Annotated in this window: 15 protein-coding genes and 1 pseudogene; 9 read left to right on the top strand and 7 right to left on the bottom strand. The window is 72.3% G+C overall.

The features are described 5' to 3' along the window. Positions 1-109: 109 nt before the first annotated feature. From I003_RS32460 to I003_RS36925, 4 genes and pseudogenes are all read left to right on the top strand, one after another. Positions 110-910: a class I SAM-dependent methyltransferase gene (locus tag I003_RS32460; protein WP_051368286.1), complete on the top strand. Its 801-nt coding sequence runs from the start codon at positions 110-112 to the stop codon at positions 908-910. A 12-nt stretch (positions 911-922) separates the two neighbouring features. After that, positions 923-1,873 carry a UbiA family prenyltransferase gene (locus tag I003_RS0116610; protein ID WP_027772544.1) on the top strand — a complete coding sequence of 317 codons (951 nt, stop codon included), beginning with the start codon at positions 923-925 and terminating at the stop codon, positions 1,871-1,873. 69 nt (positions 1,874-1,942) lie between these two features. Beyond that, positions 1,943-2,842 (top strand): annotated as a pseudogene (locus I003_RS34905) (benzoate/H(+) symporter BenE family transporter); the annotation flags it as partial. Then, positions 2,760-3,080 (top strand): benzoate/H(+) symporter BenE family transporter, encoded by a 321-nt coding sequence (locus tag I003_RS36925; protein WP_486584257.1) that lies wholly within the window; start codon positions 2,760-2,762, stop codon positions 3,078-3,080. The pseudogene I003_RS34905 and the gene I003_RS36925, both read left to right, overlap by 83 nt. 89 nt (positions 3,081-3,169) lie before the next feature. Here I003_RS36925 and I003_RS0116595 read toward each other — a convergent pair whose 3' ends face one another. Next, entirely contained in the window at positions 3,170-4,771 is a 1,602-nt protein-coding gene (locus I003_RS0116595) for a class I adenylate-forming enzyme family protein (RefSeq protein ID WP_486584252.1), read from the bottom strand. Positions 4,772-4,992: 221 nt separating this feature from the next. Between I003_RS0116595 and I003_RS32455 the strand changes: the two genes are divergently transcribed. Genes I003_RS32455 through I003_RS0116575 form a run of 4 tightly spaced genes read left to right on the top strand, consistent with a single transcriptional unit; the run spans position 4,993 to position 9,738 of the window. Then, positions 4,993-5,922 (top strand): esterase/lipase family protein, encoded by a 930-nt coding sequence (locus I003_RS32455; protein ID WP_486584251.1) that lies wholly within the window; start codon positions 4,993-4,995, stop codon positions 5,920-5,922. 54 nt (positions 5,923-5,976) lie between these two features. Further along, a complete protein-coding gene (locus I003_RS32450; RefSeq protein WP_078564085.1) occupies positions 5,977-7,794 on the top strand; it encodes an FAD/NAD(P)-binding protein in 1,818 nt (605 codons plus the stop codon). Beyond that, positions 7,748-8,695 (top strand): 4-hydroxy-3-methylbut-2-enyl diphosphate reductase, encoded by a 948-nt coding sequence (locus I003_RS0116580; RefSeq protein ID WP_027772541.1) that lies wholly within the window; start codon positions 7,748-7,750, stop codon positions 8,693-8,695. Before I003_RS32450 ends, I003_RS0116580 begins: the two co-directional genes overlap by 47 nt. After that, the gene (locus I003_RS0116575) at positions 8,692-9,738 is read left to right on the top strand and encodes a polyprenyl synthetase family protein (RefSeq protein WP_027772540.1); all 1,047 of its coding nucleotides are present in this window, start codon (positions 8,692-8,694) and stop codon (positions 9,736-9,738) included. The genes I003_RS0116580 and I003_RS0116575 overlap by 4 nt, the downstream gene beginning before the upstream one ends. Before the next feature lie 293 nt (positions 9,739-10,031). On the opposite strand, the gene I003_RS0116570 is transcribed toward I003_RS0116575, so the two are convergent. From I003_RS0116570 to I003_RS32435, 6 genes are all read right to left on the bottom strand, one after another. Continuing rightward, the gene (locus I003_RS0116570; RefSeq protein WP_158688991.1) at positions 10,032-12,281 is read right to left on the bottom strand and encodes a winged helix-turn-helix domain-containing protein; all 2,250 of its coding nucleotides are present in this window, start codon (positions 12,279-12,281) and stop codon (positions 10,032-10,034) included. Positions 12,282-12,435: 154 nt separating this feature from the next. Then, positions 12,436-13,056 carry a TetR/AcrR family transcriptional regulator gene (locus tag I003_RS32445; protein ID WP_051368283.1) on the bottom strand — a complete coding sequence of 207 codons (621 nt, stop codon included), beginning with the start codon at positions 13,054-13,056 and terminating at the stop codon, positions 12,436-12,438. A 288-nt stretch (positions 13,057-13,344) separates the two neighbouring features. Then, the gene (locus I003_RS0116560; protein WP_027772538.1) at positions 13,345-14,559 is read right to left on the bottom strand and encodes a histidine kinase; all 1,215 of its coding nucleotides are present in this window, start codon (positions 14,557-14,559) and stop codon (positions 13,345-13,347) included. A gap of 520 nt (positions 14,560-15,079) precedes the next feature. After that, positions 15,080-15,910, bottom strand: coding sequence for an arylamine N-acetyltransferase (locus I003_RS35615; RefSeq protein WP_051368282.1), 831 nt, complete (start codon positions 15,908-15,910; stop codon positions 15,080-15,082). Continuing rightward, a complete protein-coding gene (locus I003_RS35610) occupies positions 15,907-16,905 on the bottom strand; it encodes an amidohydrolase family protein (RefSeq protein WP_051368281.1) in 999 nt (332 codons plus the stop codon). The genes I003_RS35615 and I003_RS35610 overlap by 4 nt, the downstream gene beginning before the upstream one ends. Positions 16,906-16,967: 62 nt before the next feature. Further along, complete coding sequence (locus tag I003_RS32435) at positions 16,968-17,375, bottom strand: DUF4440 domain-containing protein (RefSeq protein ID WP_158688990.1); 408 nt, start codon at positions 17,373-17,375, stop codon at positions 16,968-16,970. Between the two features lie 301 nt (positions 17,376-17,676). Between I003_RS32435 and I003_RS32430 the strand changes: the two genes are divergently transcribed. Continuing rightward, the gene (locus tag I003_RS32430; RefSeq protein WP_051368279.1) at positions 17,677-18,360 is read left to right on the top strand and encodes an NAD(P)H-dependent oxidoreductase; all 684 of its coding nucleotides are present in this window, start codon (positions 17,677-17,679) and stop codon (positions 18,358-18,360) included. Positions 18,361-18,379 lie beyond the last annotated feature (19 nt).

Here is an 18,379-nt window from a genome sequence, read left to right as displayed (position 1 = left end):
GCAGATATCTGCCGCCCGTTTCGCGGCGGGGACATGGACTTGCCATGGCCCCCGGCAATTCCCACTCCTACGCTCCCAACGCGAAGCCGGATTAACTCTGGGGGCGCGTGTGTCCATCTCCGAGCAGGCAGCCAAGCGCTATGTCTTCGACCCGCTGTGGGATCAGGAGACAGAACGGTTGCTCACCAATGAGGCGATCTGGGATCCCGGTACGGCGGAGCGGTTCGAGAGGATCGGCGTGTCCGCCGGCTGGTCCGTGCTGGAGGTGGGCGCCGGTCACGGCGGCACCGCGGAGCGTCTCGCCGGACTCGTGGGTCCCAGCGGCCGGGTCACGGCAGCCGACCTGGAGACCGGCCGCCTCGAGCGGCTGAAGGAAAAAGGCATCGAGGTGCTCCAGGTCGACATCACGGCCGACGACCTGCCTGCCGGGCGCTACGACCTGGTGCACTCCCGCATGCTCGTACAGCACCTTCCCGACCGCCCCGCGGCGGTCCGCAAGATGGTCGCCGCCCTGAAGCCGGGCGGCTGGCTCTTCCTGGAGGACACGGACTCGCTGCCCCTCTTCCGCAGCGTGGTCTCCGAGGACTTCCTCCAGGACATCCGCACGGCCGGGTACGGGCTGATGCGCGAGTCGGGGCACGAGCCCCGCGGCGGCCACTACGACCTCCAGGCCGCGCTGGAGTGCGGCCTGGAGGACGTGTCCGCCGAGGGCCGGACGGTGATGATGCAGGGCGGCTCGCCGCAGGCCCGGCACTACCAGCTCTGGCTGGAGTTCATGCGCCCGCGGATCACCGGGGCCGGGCTCCTCGACGACGCCCGTATCGACGAGGCGCTGGAGGAGATGGCCGACCCGGCGAACCGCTGGCTGAGCCAGATCCTCATCTCCACCTACGGCCGCCGGCCGCGCTGAGGGGCGGTAGCGATGACCGTAGCCGAGTCCTCGTCGCGCCGCGACGCGACAGGCCGCCTGAAGGCGTACACCGTCCTGGGCAAACTCGCCTTCTACGACTACTACCTGGCCGCCTTCATCGTCGTCGCGGCGCTGCCCGCGTCCCGGCTCGACGACCCGGGCAGCTACGTGACGCTGGCGCTGTACTTCGCTGGCTACGTCGGCGTGGTCGCCGCCACGGTGGCGCTGGACGACGTCACCGGCATCCGCGACGGCAGCGACGAGCGCAACTACTCGCCGGACCAGGGCGCGCTGCGCGACCGGTCACGCAAGCCGCTGCTCAGTGGCGCGCTGACGGTGCGGCAGGCGGAACGGTTCGGCTGGGCCGCCGCGCTGTGGGGCCTCGTCCTGTGGTCCCTGACGTACGTCACGGCGCCGGACCCGCCGCTGTGGGCGGCCGTCGTGCTGCTGGTGGTGCTGCTGAGCAACGTCCAGTACTCGTACGGCCTGAAGGTGAGCTACCGCGGCGGGCAGGAGCTGGTGCTGCTCACCCCGGGTCTCGCGGTGCTGCTGCCGTTCGCGCTCATCGACGGTTCCGGCAGCGGGCTGATCGTGGTGGAGACCATACTGGTGGGACTGTGGAGCCTGCTGGTGTCGATCTACTCCAACATCAACGACGTCGAGGGCGACCGCCTGGCCGGCCGCCGCAACCTGGCGACCCTCACCACGGCCGCCGGCTACCGGCGCGTCGTGGCGGCGGTGCACGTGCTGGAGCCGCTGACGGTGGCCGTGGGCATCGCGCTCGGCGCCGTGCCGTTCTGGTTCGTGCTGCCGGTGATCCCGCTGTACGTGATGCGCTTCGTGCAGGCCCGCTCCGGGCTGGCGCGGCACGAGGTGCTGCGGGCCCGGCTGCTGGGCATCCGGCTGCACCGGTGGGGTGTGCCGGTGCTGATCGGCCTCAACCTGCTCGTCGAACACGCCTGACCGGAGCGCGCCTTGACCCCTGACGCGGCACCGGCGGAGAGGCAGCGGCCGGTCATCACCGTCTCGACGGTGGTGGCCGGCGTCATCGTGGTCGTGGTCTCCTACACCGGCCCGGTGGCCGTAGTGCTGCAGGCCGCCCGCGCCGGGGACCTCGGCGCGGGCCAACTGGAGTCGTGGCTCTGGGCACTGTCCCTGGGCAGCGGCCTGACCTGTGTGCTGCTGAGCCTGGTGCACCGCGCCCCGGTGGTGACCGCGTGGTCGACGCCGGGCGCGGCGCTGCTGGTGACCGCGCTGGCCACGCACTCCTTCGCGGAAGCGGTCGGGGCGTACGTGATCGCCGCCGTGCTCACCGTGCTGCTGGGCCTCAGCCGGCTCTTCGGCACGCTGATGCGGCTGCTGCCGCCGGAGGTGGCGGCGGCCACGCTGGCCGGCATCCTGCTGGAGTTCGGGCTGCGGCTGTTCCGTACCGCCGACGGCGACCTGACCCTGGTCGTCCTGATGCTCGCCGCCTACCTCGCGGGACGCCGCTTCGCCGCGTCCTGGGCGACCGCGTTCGCGCTGCTCACGGGCTGCGCGTGGACCGCCGCCAGCGGCGGCTTCGGCACCTGGTCGGGCGAACTGAGCGTGGCCGTCCCGTCGTTCACGGCGCCCGAGTTCACCGTGGACGCCGCGGTGGGCATCGCGCTGCCTCTCTTCCTGGTCACGATGGCGTCGCAGAACGCCCCCGGGCTCGCCGTGCTGAACGCCGCGGGCTACCGGCCGGACGCGGACCGCCTGGTCACCTCGACCGGCGCCGCCTGGCTGGTGCTCGCCCCGTTCGGGGCGCACGCCCTCAACCTCGCCGCGATCACCGCCGCCCTCTGCAGCGGCCCCTCCGCGCACCCGGATCCCGACCGGCGGTACGGGGCCGGGGTCGCGGCCGGCGTGGGCTACATCGTCGTCGGGATCTTCGGCTCGACGTTCCTCGGCCTGTTCGCGGTGCTCCCGGCCGCGCTGGTGGCGGCCATCGCCGGCATCGCGCTGCTGGGGCGCGACGGGCGGCGCGCTGGCCACGGCCACCCGCGACCCGAACCGGCTGGACGGCGCGCTGGTCGCGTTCCTCGTCACCGCCTCCGGCGTCGAACTGCTCGACGTCGGGGCGGCGTTCTGGGGGCTGCTGGCCGGGGTGCTCACCCATCTCGCACTGCACCGGCGGCGGGCGGGCTGACCACCGCCCGCCGCCGGGAGATGTCCCGCGACCCAGGTGCCGGGGGACACCGGGGCCGCGGGGGCCGTACGCGCCGAGGCGCTAAGCGCTCACGTCCAGCGGCCGGTGCCGATGGTCGTCGTGCTGCCCAGCACCTTCTCGCGCAGCTCCAGCCGGCGGACCTTCCAGGTCGCCGTGCGGGGCACGTCCTCCCAGGGGATCACCCGGGGCTCACCCAGATCGGGCAGGTCGGCCGTCGCGCGCTGCCACGCCTGCGGGTCGAGGCCGCGGCTGCCGCTCATGCAGAGCACCGGCACCGGCTTCTCGCCGGGCGTGCCGAGCACGGTGACGTCGGAGGCGTCGGGCAGCCGGTCCAGCAGGACGCTCTCCAGCTCGATCCCGCTCATCCCGGGGATCACGTCGACCTCGCGGTCGATGAGCTTGAGCTGCCCGTTCTCCGCCCACTCGCCGATGTCCCCGGTGTTCCACCACTTGCCGACGGCCTTCTCCCGGTACCGCTCGCTCTCGCCGAGGTAGTCGAGGCAGCGGCCCTTGGTGGCGACCATCATCATCCCCGGCTCGCCCTTGGGCAGGGTGCGGCCGGTGTCGACGTCGACCACCTTGACCGTGGCGAAGCCGGGCACCGGCCGGCCGATCAGGCTGGTGACCGCCGTGGCCTCGCCGGCACGGCGCACCTGCCTGCGGGTGTAGACCGTCAGGCAGATCGGTCCCGCCTCGCTCTGTCCCCAGCTCTGTGCCCACAGTGGGAAGCGCCGCCGGGAGACCTCCAGGAAGGTGCGTACGGTCCGCGGGTGCACCGCGTCGAACGTGCCGACGTACAGCCGGACCTGGTGGAACAGCTCGGGCTTCTGGTGTGCGAGCGACTCCCAGCGCTGGAAGATGTTCGGGCACGCCTCCAGCGTGGTGGGCCGGTGCTCGGCGAGCACCCGGGCGGCACCCTCGGGGTCGTGCCGGGAGATGACGACGAGCTTGCGCGGCGACAGCGAGAACTGGCCCATCATCCAGGTCACCGTGCGCCCGTGGGCGAAGGAGATCGAGGAGGCGTAGACGGTGTTGTGGTTGCTGGCGAGCACGGGTATCCGTACCCGCTCCAGCTTGGCGGCGCCGCCGAGCAGGCTGTTGCCGGAGTGCACCACCAGCTTCGGCACCCCCGTGGTGCCGGAGGTGTGCATGACGAGCATGGGCTCGTCGGGGCCGCGCATGTGCACCGGAGCCTCCGCCGCCCCGGCCAGGTCGCCGAGGCCGACCGCCCCCTCGGGCGCCCCCTGCCCCGGCTCGCCGAGGACCAGGAACTGCACGTGCGGGCCGCCGAGTTTGACCCCGGCGGCGTCGGCCCGCTCCAGCACCGCGGGCGAGACCACCACCACGCTGGGGTCGAGCCGCTCGATCATCGCCCGGTGCCCCTCGGGTGCCCCGAGTGCCGCGATGGTGGCGGGCAGCGCGCCGATACGGGCCGCGGAAGCCGCGGCGAGGGTGATGTCCAAGTGGTTCTCTTTGATGATGGCCACCCGGTCACCCGAACGCGCTCCAGCGGCATAGAGCCGACCGGCGAAATCCCGTACCAGGATGGCAAGTGATTCCGCGTTGTAGCGCACACCGCCAGTCGGTGCTATGTCAAAAGGACGGTCGAGATAAGTGACCGTCTGGCGGTCGAGTTCGGTGTGCCAGTCGAAAAGCTCACCGATGTTCATCGGATGTCTCCGAATGGGCATACTTGAATCCTCCACTCGGACGGAGTCGTGCCGGTCAGCCTACGAGTGCGATTCATGCGGCGACATGGCAATCCGCATGGCAGGCGGGCCCCGTCCGCTAGCAAGAATTAGCCGCTATGCCGGGCCTGTGGGCGCGTTCAGGATGGCTGGTCGGGATCTCCCTGAGTGGAAGGTGACTCGCAGTGGCGAAAGTCGCAGGAGTGCCCAGGACCGGTGGACGGCGACGGGTGGGCGGAGCGCTGTCGGCGGTGGCGCGGAGGTTCGCGCCTCCTCCCGAGCCCCGGAAGAACCCCCACGATCTGCCCGTCACGTACAACCTGCTCGCGGGGCTGACCCTGTCGCTGGCCGATCCCGACGCCGACCCGCCCGGGGCCAACGACCCCGACCGCAAGGTCACCGACCTGCATCCGCGGCCCGTCGTGCTGGTGCACGGCATGGCGATGACGGCGGCCGTGAGCTGGGCGGCGCTCTCGCCGCTGCTGGTCAACCACGGCTACTGCGTCTTCGCCCTCAACTACGGCGGCAGGAAGGGCCGTGGGCTGAAGGGCCTCGGCGACAACGTGGCGAGCGCACGCCTGCTGGCCGGGTTCGTCGACGACGTGCTGGAGCGTACCGGCGCCGAACAGGTCGACGTCGTCGCGCACTCCCAGGGCAGCCCGGTGACCCGGTACTACATGCGCCGGTTCGGCGGGGCGGAGAAGGTCGCCACCCTCGTCGGCCTGTCGCCGTCGAACCACGGCAGCACCGCGAACGGCATGGGCACGGCCCTCACCCGGTTCGGCCCCACCCGGCGCGCCGTCGACCGCTTCGTCCCCGGCACCGCGCAACTGGTGAAGGGCTCCGCCTACCTCCGCGAGGTGAACGAGGGCGGCGGCACCCTGCCCGGCGTCGACTACACCGTCATCGTCAGCAAGCACGACAAGGTCATCACCCCGTCCTACCGGCAGGCGTTCCTGGACGGGCCGCGGGTCACCAACATCACGCTCCAGGACACCTGCCGGAAGGACCGCTCGGAGCACTACGCGGTCCTCTACAACCGCCGTGCCCTGGCGCTCACCCTCAACGCCCTCGACCCCGAACACCCCGTACCGGTGCCGTCCGCCCGGATCCGTCCACTGCTCGGCGGCTGATGCCGGCAGGCGCCGCAGACCGGGGTGGCCTCCCCCGGAGAGGGAGATCCTTTGATGAGCGAGAAGTCACTCGTGGTGGCCGTCGTCGGCGCCGGGCCACGCGGCCTTTCGGTGGTCGAACGGCTCGCCGCGAACGCCGGGAAGCTCGCCGCGGGGCGTGCCGTGACCGTCCACCTCATAGACCCCCATCCGGCCGGCGCGGGCCGCGTCTGGCGCACCCGGCAGGACCGCTCGCTGCCGCTGAACACGGTCGCCGGGCAGGTGACGGCGTTCGCCGGCGAGAGCGCGGAGCTCGACGGTGCGCCGCAGCGCCCCGGACCCGGCCTGTACGAGTGGGCCCGCTCGCTGGCCGCGTCCGGCACCGCCGGCGCCGACGCCGCCGAGGCGCGGAGCCTCACCCCGGACTCGTACCCGACCAGGGCGCTCGCCTCCCGCTACTACCGCTGGGTGTTCCGCCGGGTCGCCGTGCACGCCGCGGAGACCGTCGCCCTGCGGGTGCACGCGGCGCGCGCCCTGTCGCTGGACGACGGGCCCGACGGTACCCAGGAGGTCGTCCTCGACAACGGCCGGCGGCTGACCGGCCTGGACGCCGTGGTGCTCGCGCAGGGCCGGGTGCCGGTGCGGCCGACCGCGCAGGAGCGCGAGCACGCCGCCTTCGCCGCCGAGTACGGGCTCGTCTACCTCGACCCGGCCAATCCGGCGGACGTCGACCTGAGCACGGTGGCCCCGGGTGAGCCGGTGATCCTGCGCGGCCTCGGGCTGAACTTCTTCGACTACCTGGCCCTGCTGACCACCGGCCGCGGCGGCCGGTTCCTCCGCGGCGAGAACGGCCGGCTCGGCTACCGGCCCTCCGGCCGCGAGCCCCGCATCCTGTGCGGCGCCCGCCGCGGGGTGCCGTACGGCACGGGCGGCGAGAACGGCAACGGCGCCGCCGGCCGGCACACGCCGCAGGTCTTCACCGAGGAGCTGATCGCCAGGCTCCGCGCGCAGGACGACGGCGAACGGCTCGACTTCCGCGAGTCACTGTGGCCGCTCATCGCCCGGGAGATGGAGGCCGCGTACTACACCGCGCTGCTGCCCGGCGGCGACCGGCCGGAGCGCACGCCGGAGTTCCGCGACGCCCGCGGGGCCGTCGACACCCGCGCCAACGCCTGCGCCGACACCCGCGCGGACACCGTGGGCGGGCCGGTCAGGGCCGCCCTCGACGTGCTGCACGACCTGCGCGACGAGGTCCGCCTGGCGGTCGACCACGCGGGCCTGGGCGGCGAGTCGCGCCGCCGTGACCTCGACGGCTGGTTCACACCGCTCAACTCCTACCTCTCCCTCGGCCCGCCGGCCAGGCGCACCGAGGAGCTGATCGCCCTCGTACACGCCGGCGTGGTACGGATCGTCGGCCCGGCGATGCAGGTGGCGGCCGACCGGGAGGCGGGCATGTTCGCCTGCGAGTCGCCGCGGGTCACCGGCTCGCGCGAGACCGCCCGCGTCCTCATCGAGGGCCGGCTGCCCGGCGTCGACCTGCGCCGCACCGCGGACCCGCTGCTGCGGCACCTGCTGGCCACCGGGCAGTGCCGCCCGTACGAACTGGGACCCGGCCGGACCGGCTACGTCGCGGGCGGACTCGCCGTCACCCGGCGGCCGTTCCACATCGTCGGCGGCGACGGGACGCCGCACCCGCGGCGGTTCGCCGTCGGCGTGCCCGCCGAGTCCGCGCACGGCGTGACCGCCGCCGCGATCCGCCCGGCGGTGGCGTCGGTGACGCTCACCGACACCCAGGCCATCGCCCGCGCCGTCCTCGCCCCGACCAGACGATTCCCAGGAGAACCTGATGACCAGCAAGGACACCGAGCCGAAGAAGCGCGTCGTGCTGGCTGAGCCCCGCGGCTTCTGCGCCGGCGTGGAGCGGGCGGTCGGCATGGTCGAACGTGCCCTGGAGCTGCACGGCCCCCCGGTGTACGTACGCAAACAGATCATTCACAACCAGTACGTCGTCGACGGCCTCCAGAACCGCGGCGCCGTGTTCGTCGACTCCGAGGAGGAGGTGCCCGAAGGGGCGGTGTGCGTCTTCTCCGCGCACGGCGTCGCCCCCGAGGTGCGCCGCAACGCGGCGAGCCGCGAGCTTCAGGTCATCGACGCGACCTGCCCGCTGGTGTCCAAGGTGCATCAGGAGGCCAAGCGGTTCGCGACCGCCGGGGACACCATCCTGCTGATCGGCCACAGCGACCACGAGGAGGTCGAGGGCACCGTCGGTGAGGCACCCGAGCACATCGTCGTGGTGGAGTCCGAGGAGGAGGCCCGGTCGATTCAACTCCCCGAGGGCGCTGCGCTGTCGTACCTGACGCAGACCACGCTGTCGATCGACGAGACCGCCGGCATCGTCGGCATCCTGGAGGAGCGCTTCCCGCAGTTGCGCGGGCCCCGCTCCGACGACATCTGCTACGCGTCCTCCAACCGGCAGAACGCGGTCAAGGCGCTGACCGCCTGCACCGACGTGGTGCTGGTGGTCGGCTCCGCCAACTCCAGCAACTCGCAGCGCATGGTGGACGTCGCCCGCTCCTACGGCACCCCCGCCCACCTGGTCGACAACGCCGCCGAACTGGACCCGGAGTGGCTGGGCGAGGCCCGTACCGTCGGCGTCTCGTCCGGCGCCAGCGCCCCCGAGGTGCTGGTGGAAGGGCTGCTGGAACGGCTGCGCCACCTCGGGTATGGGGACGTGGACACCCTCACCACCACCAAGGAGGACATCACCTTCGCGATGCCCGGGAGCCTGGCATGACGACGACCCGGATCGCCGCGCCCCGGCGGCTTCGCGAGACGATGCTCGCCCGGGTGGAGAAGCGGCTCGCCGCCTTCCTCGCCGCGGACCGGGCCCACTGGGCCGCCAAGAACCCCGCCTCCGTCGAACTCGTCGACTGCGTCGCCGAGATGGTCGGCGGCGGCGGGAAGCGGCTGCGCCCGTCGTTCCTGCTGGCCGGCTACCTCGCCGCGGGCGGCGATCCGGAGTCCGGCCTCCCGGTCGACGCGGCGGCGGCCGTCGAGCTGCTGCACACCTCCGCGCTGCTGCACGACGACGTGATCGACCAGGCCGACCTGCGCCGCGGCCGGCCCACCGCCCACCGGCGGCACGCGCACCTGCACGGCGAGCGCGGCTGGCAGGGCGAGAGCGGGCACTACGGCGAAAGCGTCGCGCTGCTGGCGGGCAACCTCGCGCTGGTGCAGGCCGAACGGCTGCTGGAGCACTGCCCCCTGAACGCCCGGCGGGTCTGGTCCGACCTGACCACCGAGGTGATGATGGGGCAGTTCCTGGACGCGCGCAGCGCCGCGCGCAGCGTGCCGGACCCCGATCTCGCCCGGTGGATCGCGCTGTTCAAGTCCGGCCGCTACACCGTGGCCCAGCCGCTCGTGATGGGCGCGGCCCTGGCGGGCGACGAGGCGCTGCGGCCTGCGCTGGAGGAGTACGGCCTCGCGCTCGGCGAGGCGTTCCAGCTCCGGGACGACCTGCTGGACGCGTTCGGGGAGGAGGCCGAGACCGGCAAGTCGGCCCGGCTGGACTTCAGCAGCCACAAGATGACGCTGCTGATGTCCATCGCCCTGCACGAGGAACCCGAGGTCGCCGCGCTCGTCCGCACGGACCTGCGCGGCACCGACCCCGAGCAGTTGCACAAGCTGCTGCTCGCGACGGGCATGAAGGAGCGCGTCGAGACGGTCATCGACAAGCGGCTCCGGACGGCGATCGCCGTGGCGGAGCGGGCGCTGCGCCCGGAGTGGGCCGGGGAACTGCGGGCCATGGCCGTCGCCGCGGCCCACCGCACGAGCTGAGCCGACCGTACGGCACCGCCACCGCACGGCGGTGCTCGGACGGAAACCGCCGGTCACCGCGCTGACGCGCGGGGGGCCGGCGGTTTCCTTCGTGTGGTCCGGACGGCCGGACCGCGTACGCGGCGGGAGTCCGGGCAAGGGAAAGCGGGCCCGTCCGGACTTAAGGGCATCACGGGGTATCCGGACGGGCCCGCTGCTTGCGGGTGGGGGGTCGGCAGCCGGTCGGCGAGGGGGGTCGATGGGGGGGGAGGGCGGGTGGGGTCGGCGAGGGGGGGGCGAGGGGGTACGGGTGTTCAGCCGGAGAGCCGGGCGGTGGCCCGCCCCTGCACGATCCGTGCCACGTGGACCCGGGAGGGGCAGTTGAGCCGTTGCATCACCTGGCGCAGGTGGTTGACGACCGTCCACTCGGACAGCTCCAGCGCGCGGGCGATCTGCCGGTTCGTCATTCCCTCCGCCACCAGTTCCGCGACCTGCCGCTGCCGGTGTGTCAGCCGCTCCAGACCGTCGTCCGGCCCGGCCTCCTCGTCGCCCGCCTCCTCGGCCAGGGTGGCCAGCGCGGTGACGAGTACGGCCCTGCGGTCCGCCACGGCGGCCCGCTCGAGCGCGCCCAGCGGTGCGTCGCCGCCCCGGCACGGGATCTCGTCGGCCAGCGCGCGCAGCCGCCGGTACGCCTCGCCGTCGGCCGGCACCGCCTCGGCGGCGGTGACCAGCACGGCGCGTACGTCCCGTACCGGACCGGCGTGCGCGAGCAGCAGTTCCACGGCTTCCCCGACGCTGGCCCGGGCCCGGGCGTCGCCGCGCTGCTCCCGGGCCAGGGTGGCCAGGGTCAGCGCCGCGTGCCGCGGCTCGCCGGCGTTCATCAGCCCCTGCGCCGCCTTCGCGAGCGGCTCCTCCGGCTGCCGCCGGCCGAGTGCCGCGCGGGCGGTGGCGAGGGTGCGCAGCAGGCGGGCGGCGGCCACCGGGTCACCCGGGGGTTTCCCGCCGAGGGCGAACTCGGCCTGCAGTACGGCTCCGGCGGCGTCGCCGAGGCCGAGCATCAGCTCGGCGCGGAGGGCCGCGGTGCGGGAGGCGAAGTCGCGGCTGCGGCCGAGGTGTTCGATGTACTCCTCGGCGCGCCCCAGGTCGCCTTCCGTCAGCGACCAGCGGGCGGCGGCCTCCGCGGCCTCGGCCGCCTCGGTGCCCGTGAGTTCCGGGATCGAGTCGTCGAGCAGGGTGCCGGCCATGCCGAGGAGATCGTGTACCGTCCACGCCTCCTCCAGCGCCAGCAGCATCCTCAGGACGGCCGTGTGGTTGCCGTCCTCCTGGTAGCGCCGGGCCACCGCGTACAGGTCGGGCGTGCGCTCAGCGACGAGTTCGAGCCAGTACTCGCGTTCCTTGGGCACCCGCAGCCCCTGCCGGGCCTGGAGTGCGAACTCCCTCGTGTGAGCGGCGTGCCGCGCCCGGGTGGCGGCCAGGTCCGCGGGGTCGCCGGCGAACCGTTTGCGGTAGTAGTGCCGGGTGGCGCGGAACATCCGGAACTCCGGCTCCGCGCCCTCGCGCTTGACGCTGTGCAGCAGGCTCTTGCGTACCAGCGCGTCGAGACCCTGCACGGTCTGCACCCAGGTGAGGCCCGCGACGTGCTGGGCCAGGGTCAGGTCGAAGGTGGACTCGCAGACGGACAGGCGGCGCAGCAGTTGCAGCTCGCCGGTGGTGAGCGCGGCGTCGCCCCAGGAGAGCGCGGCGTTCATCGAACCGTGCCGGGACGGCACGTCCACCAGCCGCCTGCTGTAGAGCTGTTCGCCGTCGCGTATGCGCTTGAGCATCGTGCGCGGGCTGAGCGCGCCGACCGAGCGGGCCGTCTCCTCCACCGCCAGCGGCACCCCCTCCAGCAGGGCGCAGATCTCCGCGATGCCGTCGCGGTCCGCGGCGGACGTGGCGGCCCAGCGGTAGTGGGGCTGGAGGCGGGCGACGAACAGCCGCGCCGCGTCCGAGCCGGCGGACGGGCCGGACTCGCCGGTGGACAGGGGGCCGAGCGGGAAGATCCGCTCGGCGTGGATGTCGAGGGTGACCCGGCTGGTGAACACCACGCGCAGCCGTGGCGTGCGCTGGAGCAGCGCGGCGATGTCCCCGGCGACCGCGCGTGCGGCCAGGTCCCCGTTGTCGAGTACGAGCAGGAGTTCGCGGTCGGCGGCGCGTTCGGCCAGCGCCGTCCAGGCCGCCTCCCGGGCGTCGCCGTCCTGCGGCAGGCACAGGCCCGCCGCGACCCGCGCCCAGACCCCGCCCGCGTCCGCGGCGGCGGCCAGGTCCACGCTCAGAGCGGCGGCGGGATCCTTGCCCGTACGTTCGGCCAGCACGGCGCGTACGAGCGCGCTCTTGCCCACGCCCGCCAGGCCGGTGACCGTCAGCAGCCGGCAGCAGGGGGCCGCCAGCCTCGCCCGGACCTCGTCGATCTCCCGATCCCGGCCGATCAGGGTGTCGTTGAGGGCCGGGGCGTAGTCGGGAGCGATGTCGGCGGACCATTCGCTCGGCACTGTGCAGCGGCTAAGTTCCACGAGAATGCTCACCAGAATGCCCCCTTGTAAGCGTCGATCAGGTGGTCCCCCGAGAGCACCAACAACGTCGCCTCTCTCCGGTGCATCTCGTTCCACAAATCGCGTGACCAGAGTGCGCCTCGCACATCCAGACCCGCTGAAGGATCGGTGAAAGTGCAGGCCCCCGTCAGGCGGCGGCGGATCCGCGGAGGTTCACCCGCAGATACGCGTCCACGAGCGCGGGCACCTCCTCGGCCGGGAAGTCCTCCCCGCCGAACAGCCGGCGGAAGATGACCGGCCCCAGCAGCCGCTCGATCCCCTCGTCGAGGTCGAACGTCTCGACCAGCCGCCCCTCGGCCTCCGCCCGGCTCAGGATCTCGCTCACCACCTCCGACCCCTTCTGCCGGCACGAGTCGAGCACCTTGGCGCACGCCGGGTCGATGGCCGACCGGTCGATGAGCAGCCGCAGCGCGCGATCGCGCGTCGGATCCTGAAGCATGACCCGGACCGTCTGCAGCTCCGCGATCAGGTCCTCCCGGAGCCGCCCCGCCGGCACGGCGTGCTCCACCCCGAAGATCTGGCTGAGCACCTGCCGGATCAGGGTGGCGGAGTTCGGCCAGTAGCGGTACAACGTCGTGCGCCCGACGCCGCTGCGGCTGGCCACCGCGAGGTGGGTCACCGCCGACCAGCCGCCGTCGAGCAGTAACTCCTGGGCCGCGCTCAGCGCGGCCTGCTGTTTGCCGGCCACCGCGGTGCCGGGGGCGTGGTTCCAGCCGACCGAAGCCACGACCTGTCTCTGCTTCCCCATCCACTCCTCCTCCTCAGCCCGACTGCCCCCCACACATACAACGTACGAGTCATAGCACGATGTGCGAGCTATGGCACAACGTACGGGCTCTAGCACAGCGTACGGGTAGCAGGAGAAAAAGGCCGCCCCCGCGCCGTGACCACCCATGGTGAGCGCTCACCATGGTCACCCATGGTGTCCGTTCGATCACCTCAACTGTCCGCTCCGGTAATCTCGGCCGGATGGAGGACGGACGGTCGTTGGGTCAGATCCTCGCCGGAAGCGTCCCGGCCGCGCGGTGCGGGCCGCTCAGGGGTCCGCTTCCTGACCGCAGGGCAGCATGGCCGCCACCGCGAAGCCGTACGCGCCCGGCCGGTGGCCCGCGTCAAGCAACCCGCCCACGCTCCGGGCGCGTTCGCGCATGCCGGCGATGCCGTAGCCCTCGCGGCGCGGGCCCGCCGGGCGCGGCGCCTCCCCGCGGCTGACCGGGCCGTCGTCGGTGACGGAGACCGAGAGCGCCTCCGCGTCCTCGTCGTAGTGCACCTCGACCAGCACCCGCACACCGGGCCCGGCGTGCTGCACGGCGTTGGTCAGCGACTGCTGCACGATGCGGTACGCCGCCGCCCCCACCGCCTGCGGCACCTCCAGGTCCGCCGTGACGGCCAGCGCCACCTTCGCGCCGCCGGCCTCCGCCGCCTCGGCCAGCCCGTCCAGACCGGCGAGCCCGGGCAGCGGCCCCGTGCCGTCCTGGCCCTCGCCGGCGCGCAGCACCTGGAGCGTCGTGCGCAGCTCCGCGCGGGCGCTGCGGCAGGTGCCGGCGATCCCGTCCAGCGATTCGGCGATCGCCTTGCGGTCCAGCCGGTCCGGGTCGGAGACGACGAGGTGGGCGGCGACGGAGGTCTGCACGCCGATCAGCGTGATGCTGTGCGCCAGCAGGTCGTGCAGGTCGCGGGCGATGCGCAGGCGCTCCTCGACCACCCGCCGGGCGGCGGTCTCCTCCCTGGTGCGCTCGGCCCGTTCGGCGCGTTCGACGATCGCGGAGAGGTAGTTGCGGTGCACCCGTACCGCCTCGCCGAGCAGGGCGACGGCGATGACCCAGCCGGAGATCCGCAGGATGTCCATGGCCCGGCTCATGTCGACCGTCGTCAGCACCGCCATCAGCCCGGCGAGCATCCCGCCGACGACCAGCGCGGTGCGCAGCCGGGGCCCGGCGAAGGCGAGCGAGTAGACGGCGAAGACGGTGGCCGGGACGGGCGCGCTGTGGACGTTCTGGAGCGCGTGGTACGGGAGTTGGCAGCCGATCACCGCCGCGAACGTCAGCATCGGTGCCTGCCGCCGCCACACGAGCGCACCGCAGGCGGCCACCAGCAGCACCCAGCCCGGCTCATCCGGGCGGTGGGCGCCCACCTCGACCTCCGCCAGCAGCGCGATCGCCACCGCCGTGGCCGCCACGACCGCCGCCAGCAGCAGATCCCTGCGCAGGGGCAGGACGAGCCTTTCCTGTCCCGACAACGGTGACGGCATGCGGTTCATCCTCACCCGGACGGCCCGATCGTGTCATTCCCACCGGTGCGCCCGGGGTGACGGTGGCAACCCCGCCGGGCGGCCTTCGAGAGGCGCGCCGCCCGGCGGACCGGGGACCACGGACTCCGGCCGGGGGAACCGGAGTCCGCAGGCTGGTGGAGCGTACGGCCGTCGTCCACGGCCGCCGGCCACCCGCTCGGCGGGCCCGGCCGGGGGAAGCGGGCCCGCCGCGGGGTGGAGGACGCGCCGCCGCTACCCGGTCACCTCCCCACCCGTTCGGGACGCCTGCTGGTCCTGTGCTGCACGTATCGAGAGTCCCGCGCGTCCCGGGGGATGTCTTCGCTCCCGCGGTCGAGACCCGCCCTACTGCCCGGGGCGACCCGGGCCGGTCGCTACTCCCGCGGGAGTACTCGCCAGTAGTACGGCGCCCGCCGGCCAACGGACAGCACGAAGCGGCCCGGTTGCGCAGGCGGTTGCGCAACCGGACCGGCCGCTGTGGCCCGTCGTACCGGGGCCCGGGTCAGTCCTGCTCCACGGACATCACCCGGGCGGGGTCGGTGGACGCATAGGGGCTCGGCACGGGGCGCTGCTCCAGCTTGAACCCGAACCACTTCTCGTACGCCGCCAGCACCTCGGCGTCGTCGGCGAGCTTCTCGACGGTCCGCTCCTCGCCGGTGACCAGCGTCAGGACGTCGTCCTTCAGCGTCACCCAGCCGTCCTCCGTGGGGCGGGAGCAGACCAGGTTCTGAAGCGTCGGCGAGTCGGGAGAGAACCGGAAGTACCAGACCACCTGGTCGAAGTCCCGCTCCAGATCGACCTCGTCCTCGTAGAACCGGTACTGCGGCCTGCCGTTGCGGTAGACGTCCGTGGTGCGGTCGTCGACCTTGCGGACGGAGAACTCGCCGTGCCGGTTCTTCTGCGGCGTGCCGTCGTTGCGCAGCAGCGGGTACCGGCTGATCTTGCCGAAGCCGACATCGACGATCCAGTGCTCGCCGTCGATCTCCACCGAGCCCACGATGTGGTTGTACGGGCCGTGCAGGTGGCCGCCGAACCAGACCCGCCCGTGGTGCAGTCTGGCGCGGAAGCCGAGGGCCTGGAGCAGGAAGTAGAAGCTGGTGTTCACCTCGCCGCAGCCACCGCCGCGGTGCTCGTAGACGATCTTGTCGACGGCCCGCTCGTCCTTGTGGTAGATCTCCCGGCCGAAGTGGTAGTCGAGCGTCTCGAACGGCACCGACAGCACGTGCCGCTCATGCAGCATGCGGAGCGCGGCCGCGTCGAGCTTCTCCGGCCGGCGCGCCCCGATGCGCTCCAGGTAGGCGGCAACCTTCTCCTCGCTTAGCAAGCTGCTCACTCTCCGTCCTTGTTGAACCGAGGAAAGAGTTCCAAGGCGTTCTCGTGGTCCACGCGTTTCTTCTCTTCCGTGGTGAACTCCGCGTTCGCGACGACGTGGTGCCCGGCACCGCGGATGTACGGCTCGGGCATCGCCGGGAAGTCGGACCCCACCAGGACGCGGTCCGGCGCGGCGAAGGCCCGCAGGGCCGCCAGCGCCAGCCGGTCGCCGACCATGGCGGTGTCGAAGTAGAGCCGCCGGAGCGAGCCGACGGGGTCCGCCGGCAGCCGGTCGGCGAGCGTCGGGGTGATGTCCGCTCCGGCGGCGAGCCGGCCGGCGTAGTACGGGACGCCCCCGCCGCCGTGCGGCAGGATCAGCCGCAGGTCCGGGAAGCGGTCGAGCACTCCGTTGTAGAGGAGCTGGGCGGCCACCCGCACCGATTCGAAGGGGAACTCGAAGAGCGGCAGCGGGAGGCCCGCCGTTGCCTGGTCGCCGTACGGCGGGGCCGTCGGGTGGACGAACACCGGGGTGCGCCGGCGGTCCAGCTCCGCGAAGAGCGGGTCCATCGAGGGGTCCCCGACGTAGACGCCGGCGTAGTTGCTGATGAGGCCGACCCCGTCGAGGCCCAGCGGGCCCACCGCGTACCGGAACTCCTCCAGTACGGCGTCCATGTGCGGAAACGGCAGCGTGGCGAAGGCCCCGAACCACCCCGGATGGGCCGCCACGAGTTCCGCGAGGTATTCGTTGACCCATCGCGCGAAACCGGCGGCGGCCTTCTCCTCCAGCATCGGGGGTACGCCCGGCCATACGCACACCACGGCCGCCCGGATTCCCTGGCGGTCCATCATGGCAAGGCTTCTCCCGGCGTTCCACGACGGCCTCTTGATGCCGGAAACCATCGTCCGTACGCCCATCTTCTCCAGTTCTTCGGTGTAGAAGTCCGGGAGAATGTGGTGGTGCACGTCGACCGCGCGCTCCCACGGCCTGCCGCTCTTTTCCTGCCCGTCTGGCTGCATGTGCGGAACCTCGATTGCGACCGAAGGGACGTCCTGGATTCTGGGCCGTCGGCGGCCGGCGGTCAGCCGCGCCCGATGCCGGCGGGGTTGCTGATGACGCAGCGCCAGACGCCGTCACCGCCGCGCCGCACGATGTCGGTCGCGGTGCCCGCCAGCCGCATGTGCCGGCCGTCGGGCCCCTTGCCCTCGTGCACGTAGTCCGTGATGACGAGCGCGAGGTCACCGACCTCGTAGACCTGCTGCACGTTCATCTCGGCGGACAGGGACCGTACGTGCAACTTCTCGCCCGACGACCGCAGTTCCTGGATCGACTGCGTCTTCCCGGGGAGTTCGACGAGCACGGCGCCCGGCTCCCACAGGTGGTCGAGTTCTTCGAAGTTACCGTCGTTCCATGCCTTCTCGCACACCTCGATGAGTTCCCGCGGTGTGCGCGGCAGTTCGTACTTTCCATTTCCGTGAGAATTCGACATACGTCCAGTAGAAGTCGCTCGGGACGGGCTGCTCAACGGCGTTCCGGTGAGTCTGTCAGGTCGCCCGCCGACGCCCCCGTGCATCTGCGAAGGAACCCGTTTGCGCAGGTCCCGGCTACCATACCGACACCGTCCCGGAACGCGTACCTGACGAACTATTCGGCGCTCACCTGGACGCCTCCGCCGGGCGCCGACGATGCTTATGGCCCGACCGGAAACGTGTCGATTCTCCCAGCAATAGCATCGACGAGCGCTGCGCAGTGGTGCACTCGAATGTGCGGCGGCCTAGGAGGAATGTCTCATGGTCAAGATTGCGATCCTCTACCACTCCCGGAGCCTGAACGTCCACAAGCTCGCGACCACCGCCGCGGCCTACGCCGAGAAGGCCGGCGCCGAGGTTCGGCTGCGCCGGTTCCCCGAGCTGCCCCAGACGATGGTGGTGGCGAAGGACGCCTACGCGCAGCTGGCGGAGGAGACGAAGGAGAACGGCTTCGTCCAGGACGAGGACCTGATCTGGGCGGACTCCATCATGATCGGCTCCCCCGTCCACTTCGGCGGCCCGGCTCCGGAGATCGTCCACTTCTTCGACCACACCGCGCCGATCGCGGTGCCGGGGCACCTGATGACCACGACCGCGAGCGTGTTCGCGTCGGGCTCCGCCTCGCACTCCGGCGCGCAGACCACGCTGATCCAGCTCTACAACATGCTGGCCCACTGGGGCTGCGTCATCGTCCCGACCGGCGCGAGCGTCAAGCTCCAGCTTTCGCCCGAGAACGGCTCGCCCTACGGGACGTGCAGCATCTCGCGGCACAAGATAGAGCATGTCCACGAGGACAACCTCGCGCTGATGGAGTTCCAGACCCAGCGCGTGCTGGAGGTGACCACCGCTCTCCAGCTCGGGCTCCAGCAGACCGAGTCGAAGATCGAGTACGCCTCCGTCCAGGACGTGCTCGACAACTTCTCCGACATGTCCATGGACGTCTGACCTGTCCGTTTCCCCGAAC

The sequence above is a fragment of the Streptomyces sp. CNQ329 genome (assembly GCF_000482585.1).
Note: the sequence above shows the minus strand (reverse complement) of the source record. Positions and strands in the feature narration are given on the sequence as shown.

Coding starts and splice junctions, on each gene's coding strand:
- I003_RS0116610 (WP_027772544.1), top strand. CDS start 923: ATGACCGTAGCCGAGTCCTCGTCGCGCCGCGACGCGACAGGCCGCCTG.
- I003_RS0116595 (WP_486584252.1), bottom strand. CDS start 4,771: ATGAACATCGGTGAGCTTTTCGACTGGCACACCGAACTCGACCGCCAG.
- I003_RS32450 (WP_078564085.1), top strand. CDS start 5,977: ATGAGCGAGAAGTCACTCGTGGTGGCCGTCGTCGGCGCCGGGCCACGC.
- I003_RS0116580 (WP_027772541.1), top strand. CDS start 7,748: ATGACCAGCAAGGACACCGAGCCGAAGAAGCGCGTCGTGCTGGCTGAG.
- I003_RS0116575 (WP_027772540.1), top strand. CDS start 8,692: ATGACGACGACCCGGATCGCCGCGCCCCGGCGGCTTCGCGAGACGATG.
- I003_RS32445 (WP_051368283.1), bottom strand. CDS start 13,056: ATGGGGAAGCAGAGACAGGTCGTGGCTTCGGTCGGCTGGAACCACGCC.
- I003_RS0116560 (WP_027772538.1), bottom strand. CDS start 14,559: ATGCCGTCACCGTTGTCGGGACAGGAAAGGCTCGTCCTGCCCCTGCGC.
- I003_RS35610 (WP_051368281.1), bottom strand. CDS start 16,905: ATGCAGCCAGACGGGCAGGAAAAGAGCGGCAGGCCGTGGGAGCGCGCG.
- I003_RS32435 (WP_158688990.1), bottom strand. CDS start 17,375: ATGTCGAATTCTCACGGAAATGGAAAGTACGAACTGCCGCGCACACCG.
- I003_RS32430 (WP_051368279.1), top strand. CDS start 17,677: ATGGTCAAGATTGCGATCCTCTACCACTCCCGGAGCCTGAACGTCCAC.